Origin of the sequence: Intrasporangium sp. (assembly GCF_051961875.1) — a bacterium.
GTDB lineage: Bacteria > Actinomycetota > Actinomycetes > Actinomycetales > Dermatophilaceae > Intrasporangium_A.
In genome coordinates, this window is the sequence record NZ_JBQCCV010000069.1 from 1 (window position 1) to 7,929 (window position 7,929).

General features: G+C 67.2%; 6 protein-coding genes. All 6 read right to left on the minus strand.

The window, feature by feature from the left end:
• Positions 1-464, minus strand: a 464-nt coding sequence (locus ACTHJJ_RS04135) for a GTP-binding protein (RefSeq protein WP_440301669.1), incomplete at its 3' end; no start/stop codon positions are given.
• Between the two features lie 116 nt (positions 465-580).
• Positions 581-2,698: an elongation factor G gene (fusA, locus tag ACTHJJ_RS04140; RefSeq protein ID WP_440301670.1), complete on the minus strand. Its 2,118-nt coding sequence runs from the start codon at positions 2,696-2,698 to the stop codon at positions 581-583.
• A 159-nt stretch (positions 2,699-2,857) separates the two neighbouring features.
• Positions 2,858-3,328, minus strand: coding sequence for a 30S ribosomal protein S7 (rpsG, locus tag ACTHJJ_RS04145; protein WP_440301671.1), 471 nt, complete (start codon positions 3,326-3,328; stop codon positions 2,858-2,860).
• A complete protein-coding gene (gene rpsL, locus ACTHJJ_RS04150) occupies positions 3,328-3,702 on the minus strand; it encodes a 30S ribosomal protein S12 (RefSeq protein WP_440301672.1) in 375 nt (124 codons plus the stop codon). Before rpsL ends, rpsG begins: the two co-directional genes overlap by 1 nt.
• Before the next feature lie 498 nt (positions 3,703-4,200).
• Positions 4,201-4,737 carry a hypothetical protein gene (locus ACTHJJ_RS04155; RefSeq protein ID WP_440301673.1) on the minus strand — a complete coding sequence of 179 codons (537 nt, stop codon included), beginning with the start codon at positions 4,735-4,737 and terminating at the stop codon, positions 4,201-4,203.
• 179 nt (positions 4,738-4,916) lie between these two features.
• Positions 4,917-7,929: DNA-directed RNA polymerase subunit beta' (gene rpoC, locus ACTHJJ_RS04160; RefSeq protein ID WP_440301674.1), on the minus strand; the 3,013-nt coding region annotated here is incomplete at its 5' end.

Sequence of the window (7,929 nt, forward strand, 5' to 3'; positions counted from 1 at the left end):
TCCATCTCGACCAGCTCGAGGATCTCCTCGTCGTCAACCATGTCGGCCTTGTTGAGCGCCACGACGATGTAGGGAACGCCGACCTGGCGGGCCAGGAGGACGTGCTCCTTCGTCTGCGGCATCGGGCCATCGGTGGCGGCGACCACGAGGATCGCGCCGTCCATCTGAGCCGCACCCGTGATCATGTTCTTGACGTAGTCAGCGTGACCGGGGCAGTCGACGTGAGCGTAGTGACGCTTCTCCGTCTGGTACTCGATGTGCGCGATGGAGATGGTGATACCGCGCTGACGCTCCTCAGGAGCCTTGTCGATGTCCTCGAACGCGAACTGCGGGTTGAGTTCCGGGTACTTGTCGTGCAGAACCTTGGAGATCGCAGCCGTCAGCGTCGTCTTGCCGTGGTCGATGTGACCAATCGTGCCGATGTTGACGTGCGGCTTGGTCCGCTCGAACTTTGCCTTCGCCACTGTGGTGTCCTCCTAGGACTTTCTTGTTCTACGCCGTACGACCAGGGCAGGACGTGGCGCGATGGGGTTGGATTTTCGTTGAATCCCGCAGCAGAGCCTAGCGGGATTTCCCGAGGTCACTCGCCGCGGGTCTTCTTGATGATCTCCTCGGCGACAGCCTTGGGGACCTCGTTGTAGGAGTCGAACTCCATCGAGAAGCTCGCGCGGCCCTGCGTCTTGGAACGCAGGTCACCGACGTAGCCGAACATCTCGGACAGCGGAACGAGGGCCTTGACGACCTTGGCGCCGCTGATGTCCTCCATGCCCTGGATCTGGCCACGGCGGGAGTTGATGTCGCCGATGACGTCGCCCATGTAGTCCTCGGGCGTACGGACCTCGACGGCCATCATCGGCTCGAGCAGGACCGGGTTCGCCTTCTTGACGGCCTCCTTGAGGACCATCGAGCCGGCGATCTTGAAGGCCATCTCAGACGAGTCGACGTCGTGGTAGGCACCGTCGACGAGGGTCGCCTTGATGCCGACGAGCGGGTAGCCCGCGAGCACGCCGTACTGCATCGCGTCCTGGATGCCCGCGTCGACCGAGGGGATGTACTCCTTCGGCACACGGCCACCCGTGACGGCGTTGACGAACTCGTAGAGCTCGCCGCTCTCGGTGTCGGTCAGCGGCTCGATGGTCACCTGGACCTTCGCGAACTGGCCGGAACCACCCGTCTGCTTCTTGTGGGTGTAGTCGTACTTCTCGACCGCCTTGCGGATCGTCTCGCGGTAGGCGACCTGCGGCTTGCCGACGTTGGCCTCGACCTTGAACTCGCGCTTCATCCGGTCGATGAGGATGTCGAGGTGCAGCTCGCCCATCCCGGCGATGATCGTCTGGCCGGTCTCCTCGTCGAGGTGGACCTGGAAGGTCGGGTCCTCGGCGGAGAGCTTCTGGATGGCGGTGGAGAGCTTCTCCTGGTCACCCTTGGTCTTCGGCTCGATCGCGACCTCGATGACCGGCTCCGGGAACGTCATCGACTCGAGGACGATCGGGTCGGCCATGTCGGAGAGCGTGTCGCCGGTGGTCGTGTCCTTGAGGCCGATGGCCGCGTAGATGTGGCCGGCGAGGGCCTCCTCGACCGGGTTCTCCTTGTTGGCGTGCATCTGGAAGAGCTTGCCGATGCGCTCCTTCTTGCCCTTGGTCGAGTTCAGCACCTGGCTGCCTGCGGCAACCCGGCCCGAGTAGACCCGGATGAAGGTGAGCGTGCCGAAGAACGGGTGCGCGGCGACCTTGAAGGCGAGCGCGGAGAACGGCTCGTCCTTGCTCGGGTGACGCTCGATCTCGACGTCCTCGTGGCCCGGCTTGTGGCCGATCATCGCCGGAACGTCGACGGGCGCCGGCAGGTAGTCGACGACAGCGTCAAGCATCGGCTGGACACCGCGGTTCTTGAAGGCGGAGCCGCAGAGCACCGGGTAGAGCTGCGAGGTGACCGTGAGCTTGCGGATGCCGGCCTTGAGCTCCTCGATCGTGAGGTCCTCGCCGCCGAGGTACTTCTCCATGAGGTCGTCGTCGGACTCGGCGACGCGCTCGACGAGGGCCTGGCGGTACTCCTCGGCACGGGCCTGCAGGTCCGCCGGGATCTCCTGGATCTCGTACTTGGCGCCCATCGTCACGTCACCCTTGGCGTCGCCCGGCCAGACCAGGGCGCGCATGTAGAGCAGGTCGACGACACCGATGAAGTCGCTCTCGGCACCGATCGGCAGCTGGAGCACGAGCGGCTCCGCGCCGAGGCGGTCCTTGATGGTCTGCACGGTGAAGTAGAAGTCGGCGCCGAGCTTGTCCATCTTGTTGACGAAGGCGATGCGCGGCACGTCGTACTTGTCCGCCTGGCGCCACACCGTCTCGGACTGGGGCTCGACACCCTCCTTGCCGTCGAAGACGGCGACCGCGCCGTCGAGGACGCGCAGGGACCGCTCGACCTCGACGGTGAAGTCGACGTGGCCGGGCGTGTCGATGATGTTGATCTGGGTGCCGTTCCAGAAGGAGGTCACCGCGGCGGAGGTGATGGTGATGCCGCGCTCCTTCTCCTGCTCCATCCAGTCAGTCGTCGACGCACCGTCGTGCGTCTCACCCATCTTCCGGTTCACACCGGTGTAGAAGAGGATGCGCTCAGTCGTCGTCGTCTTGCCGGCGTCGATGTGCGCCATGATGCCGATGTTGCGGACCTTGTTGAGGTCCGTCAGGACGTCGAGTGCCACGTTCGTTATCTCATCTCATCGTTGGAAAATCAGGGGCGAGCCGGTGCGCGAGGCGGGCTCCATCAGATGAACGTATGCCGTCCACCGGACCTTCCCGGCCCCGCGCGGAGTCCGCGCGGGGCAGGGAGCGAGCTCAGCGGCATACGGCCCGGGGTGCTGTCACCAGCGGTAGTGCGCGAAGGCCTTGTTCGACTCGGCCATCTTGTGGGTGTCCTCGCGACGCTTGACCGCGGCGCCGAGGCCGTTGGACGCGTCGAGGATCTCGTTCATGAGGCGCTCGGTCATCGTCTTCTCGCGACGCTGACGCGAGTAGCCGACCAGCCAGCGCAGGGCCAGCGTCGTGGAGCGGCCCGGCTTGACCTCGATCGGCACCTGGTAGGTCGCACCACCGACGCGGCGGGACTTGACCTCCATGGCGGGCTTGACGTTGTCGAGCGCGCGCTTCAGGGTCTGCACCGGGTCCGTGCCGGTCTTGCCGCGGACGCCCTCGAGGGCGCCGTAGACGATGCGCTCGGCGATCGACTTCTTGCCGTCGAGGAGGATCTTGTTGACGAGCTGCGTGACGAGCGGGCTGGAGTAGACCGGGTCGACGACGAGCGCGCGCTTCGGGGCGGGTCCCTTACGAGGCATCAGGCCTTCTCCTTCTTCGCGCCGTAGCGGCTGCGGGCCTGCTTGCGGCCCTTGACGCCCTGCGTGTCGAGCGTGCCGCGGATGATCTTGTAGCGGACACCGGGAAGGTCCTTCACACGGCCGCCACGCACGAGCACGATCGAGTGCTCCTGCAGGTTGTGGCCGACGCCCGGGATGTAGGCCGTGACCTCGATGCCGCTCGAGAGGCGCACGCGGGCGACCTTGCGGAGGGCAGAGTTCGGCTTCTTCGGGGTGGTCGTGTAGACGCGGGTGCAGACACCGCGGCGCTGGGGCGAGCCCTTCAGCGCCGGCGTCTTGGCCTTGCCGGCCTTGTCCTGGCGGCCCTTACGGACCAGCTGGTTGATGGTAGGCAACCTGGTTACTCCATAACGTTGCTGTTGTCTGCCGGCCCGCGGCGCGAGGCTCTGGACCGACTCCTTGTCTGTTCGCGCCCGGCCCCCGAGGTCGGGAGTGTCGGACGCGGTGCTCCCCCCTGCACTCCCCATTCGTGACCGATCAGTCGTGATCGTCCAGTCGTGGATTGCCCGGCGGAAGGTTTGCTCTGGCAACTCAGTGATGATCCGCGTACGGTCGCCCCCAAGGACCACCTCGCGTCAGGGCACCGGAGCCGTCATCGCGCGTGAACGGAGCATGCCCGTAGGCATGCCTCAGACACAGTGTTCAAGCGTACCGGCGCGCCCCGGTGCGCACCAAATCGTCCCCGCTCGTCGCCCGGCCAGTGAGGTAGGCCGCCTACCCCGCTCCCCCGGGAACGTGACCTGCCGCTTGGCCCTCAGCCGAGCCTTCTGGCTGACCTCCTCGGCGCTCCGGGCCTCGCTCGTACCTCGCTCGTGTCCTCACGCTCTCGTCGGTCAGCCGAGCCGCCAGTCTCCGGCATACATGTGCAGCACCGGCACCCCGAGGGTCTCCCGCGCACGGGAGGCCCAGTCGGTGTGGAAGGTGTCCTGGATGGCGAGCGGCTCGGTGACCACGACGAGCTCGGACGCCTTGAGCCGGCTCACCTCGTCCTCGACGGCCGGCATGGGGTCGTCGGCGGTGACCTCGCCCGTGGCCGACGCGCCAGCCGCCTCGAACTCGGCCAGGCTGGTGCGCAGGGCGCTGTCGGCGTCGGCGACGGCTTCGTCGCGGTCGACCGGCGTGAGCGCCTCTAGTGCCTCCCGCATCTCGAGAAGGCTGAGGTGGTTGAGCAGCGAGACCAGGACGTTGCGCTCGGTGTCCGCGGGCACGAGGACCCGGTAGGTCGCGGGCTCGTCCTCGTGGAGCGCCACGATCTTCTTGACGTCGACCGGCTTCAGCGCCTCCTCGGTGAGGATGACGACGGTGCGCGGGGCCGGCTCGCTGGGTGCGGACGAGGGCTCCGGAGCAGGCTGCGTGGTGGCGTCGGTCATGCCAGAAACACTAACCCGAGCAGGCGGCGGCGCACCTCACCGCCCGGTCGAGGGGGACTCTGTGACCGCTCGACGGGAATTTTGTGACCGGTCGCCGGGGTATGGAAAGGCCGCTGGGCTGGGACTGCGCGTGGTGCGCTGTCCCAGCCCAGCGGCATACGGACTATCCGGTCAGCTGGTCAGAGCTGGTCCAGACCGAGCTCGTGGTCGTCGAGGCGGATCGCCTCGCCGGAGCCCGTGCCGAAACCGGCGTAGTCGTAGGCGTCGTAGTTCGGCAGGGAGTACATCGCCGCCTTGGCCTCCTCGGTCGGCTCCACCGTGGTGTTCCGGTAGCGGGGCAGGCCCGTGCCGGCGGGGATGAGCTTGCCGAGGATGACGTTCTCCTTGAGGCCGAGCAGCGGGTCGGACTTCGCCTCCATGGCGGCCTGCGTGAGGACACGCGTGGTCTCCTGGAAGGACGCGGCCGACAGCCACGACTCGGTCGCGAGCGACGCCTTGGTGATACCCATGAGCTCGGGACGCCCGGCAGCCGGACGGCCACCCTCGGCCATCACCTTGCGGTTCTCCTCCTCGAAGCGGCCACGCTCGGCGAGCTCGCCCGGGAGCAGGTCCGCGTCGCCGGCCTCGATGATCGTCACGCGCCGCAGCATCTGGCGCACGATGACCTCGATGTGCTTGTCGTGGATCGACACACCCTGCTGGCGGTAGACGTGCTGGACCTCGTCCACGAGGTGCTTCTGCGCGGCCCGCGGGCCGAGGATCCGCAGCACCTGCTTCGGGTCGATGGCACCCTGCACCATCTGGGTGCCGACCTCGACGTGGTCGCCGTCCTGGACCAGCAGGCGCGAGCGCTTGCTGACCGGGTAGGCGTGCTGGTCCGAACCGTCGTCCGGGATGAGCACGATCCGGCGGGCCTTGTCGGTGTCCTCGATCTCGATGCGGCCGCTCGCCTCGGCGATCGGCGCGACGCCCTTCGGCGTGCGGGCCTCGAAGAGCTCGACGACACGCGGGAGACCCTGCGTGATGTCGTCCGCGGCCGCGGCGCCACCGGTGTGGAACGTCCGCATCGTCAGCTGCGTGCCGGGCTCACCGATCGACTGCGCCGCGATGATGCCGACGGCCTCACCGATGTCGACGAGCTTGCCGGTCGCGAGCGAGCGGCCGTAGCACTTCGCACACGTGCCGACGCGGCTGTCACAGGTCAGGACCGAGCGGACCCGGACCTGGTCGATGCCGGCGGCGTAGAGCTGGTTGATGACGACGTCACCGAGGTCGATGCCCGCCTCGGCGAGGACGGTGCCGTCCTCCGCCGTGACGTCCTCCGCCAGCGTGCGTGCGTAGACCGAGGCCTCGACGATGTCACTCAGCGTGCGCGTCCCCGTCAGCTCGTTGATCTTCGCGATCGGCAGGACCAGGCCCCGCTCCGTGCCACAGTCGTCCTCACGGATGATGACGTCCTGGGACACGTCGACCAGTCGACGCGTGAGGTAGCCGGAGTCCGCGGTACGAAGCGCGGTGTCGGCCAGACCCTTGCGGGCACCGTGCGTCGAGATGAAGAACTCGAGCACCGACAGGCCCTCACGGAAGTTCGACTTGATCGGGCGCGGGATGATCTCGCCCTTCGGGTTGGCCATGAGGCCACGCATACCGGCGATCTGGCGGATCTGGAACCAGTTACCACCCGCACCCGAGCTGACCATCCGGTAGATCGGGTTGGTCCGGGCGAAGTTGGTCTCCATCTCCTTGGCGACCTGGTTGGACGCCTGCGTCCAGATCTCGACGAGCTCCTGACGGCGCTCGTCATCGGTGATCAGACCACGCTCGTACTGGGTCTGGACCTTGGCGTCCTTGGCCTCGTACGACTCGAGGATGTCGGTCTTGTTGCCCGGCAGGGTGACGTCACCGATGGCGACGGTGCAGCCGGACCGGGTCGACCAGTAGAAACCGGCCTCCTTGAGGGCGTCGAGGGACGCCGCGACCTGGACCTTCGAGTAGCGCTCGGCGAGGTCGTTGACGATCCGCGAGAGGCGCTTGCGGTCGACCGGCTCGTTGATGAACGGGTAGTCGACCGGCAGCGTGACGTTGAAGATCACGCGGCCGAGCGTCGTCTCGGCGACGATCGACGGGACGAGCCCGTCCTCACCCGGCGCCACACCCTCGGCCAGCTCGAACCCGGCCGGCGGCACGACGTCGCGCAGCCGAACCTTGATGAGCGACCCGAGCTGGATCTCACCGCGGTCGAAGGCCATCCGAGCCTCCGCCGGCGACGAGAACGCTCGGCCGGCACCCAGACCGCCACCGTCGACGGCGTCGGTCAGGTGGAAGATCCCCGTGATCATGTCCTGCGTCGGCATCGTCACCGGCCGGCCGTCGGCCGGCTTGAGGATGTTGTTCGACGACAGCATGAGGATGCGGGCCTCGGCCTGGGCCTCGGCCGACAGCGGCACGTGGACGGCCATCTGGTCACCGTCGAAGTCGGCGTTGAACGCCGAGCAGACGAGCGGGTGGATCTGGATGGCCTTGCCCTCGACGAGCTGCGGCTCGAAGGCCTGGATGCCCAGTCGGTGCAGCGTGGGCGCACGGTTGAGCAGCACCGGGTGCTCGGTGATGACCTCTTCGAGGACGTCCCACACGACCGGCTTGGACCGCTCGACCATCCGCTTGGCCGACTTGATGTTCTGGGCGTGGTCGAGGTCGACCACCCGCTTCATGACGAACGGCTTGAACAGCTCGAGGGCCATCTGCTTCGGCAGGCCGCACTGGTGCAGCTTCAGCTGCGGGCCGACGACGATGACCGAACGGCCGGAGTAGTCGACGCGCTTGCCGAGCAGGTTCTGCCGGAAGCGGCCCTGCTTGCCCTTGAGCATGTCGGACAGCGACTTGAGCGGCCGGTTGCCCGGGCCCGTCACCGGGCGACCACGGCGACCGTTGTCGAACAGCGAGTCGACGGCCTCCTGGAGCATCCGCTTCTCGTTGTTGACGATGATCTCGGGCGCGCCGAGGTCGAGCAGCCGCTTGAGGCGGTTGTTGCGGTTGATGACGCGGCGGTAGAGGTCGTTGAGGTCCGACGTCGCGAACCGGCCACCGTCGAGCTGCACCATCGGGCGCAGGTCCGGCGGGATGACCGGGATGCAGTCGAGGACCATGCCGGTCGGGCTGTTGGTCGTCGTCTGGAAGGCGGACACGACCTTG